Annotated in this window: 1 protein-coding gene; it reads left to right on the forward strand. The window is 73.4% G+C overall.

Features of this window, described 5'->3' with window-relative positions; genetic code table 11:
• Positions 1 to 12 precede the first annotated feature (12 nt).
• Positions 13 to 636 (forward strand): FAD-binding protein (locus AC1DWF_RS35675; RefSeq protein WP_476843179.1); only part of this gene is annotated, 624 nt, incomplete at its 3' end.

Consider the following 636-nt stretch of genomic DNA (forward strand, 5'->3'; position numbering starts at 1 on the left):
ATCCAGCAGGGCATGGCCTTCGACCTCGCACCAGGCGAGGACCGGATCGGCGGACGGTTGCTGCGCAAGCGGCCAGGCGGGGCGACCGCGGCGCGGCTGCTCTCCTACCGCGACTACACCGGGCTGGAATTGATGCGCGTCGTGCGGGAGGCGGTGCTGCTGACGCCCGGCATCACCGTGCTGGAGCGCGCCCCGGCGCTGGAGCTGCTGGCCGATGCCCGTGGCGCCTGCGCCGGCGCGGTGCTTCTCGACCTCGAGCAGCGACGCCTGGTCCTGGCGCATAGCGGCGCGACGATCCTTTCGACCGGCGGGGCGGGGCGGCTGCATCTCGCTGGCTTCCCGACCTCGAATCACTACGGCGCGACCGCCGACGGACTGGTGCTGGCCTATAGGCTGGGCGCCGGGCTCCGGGAGCTCGACAGCTTCCAGTTCCACCCCACCGGCATCGCCTGGCCGCCGCATCTCGCCGGCACGCTGATCAGCGAGGCAGCGCGCGCGGCGGGTGGCACGCTGTTGAATGGCCGCGGCGCGCGCTTCGTGGACGAGCTGGCCCCGCGCGACATCGTCTGTGCCGCCATCCTGCGCGAGATCGCCGAAGGCCGCGCGGTGGAGCGCGACGGCACGGTGGGCGTGCTG

This window comes from Aminobacter sp. P4_D5 (assembly GCF_056401815.1).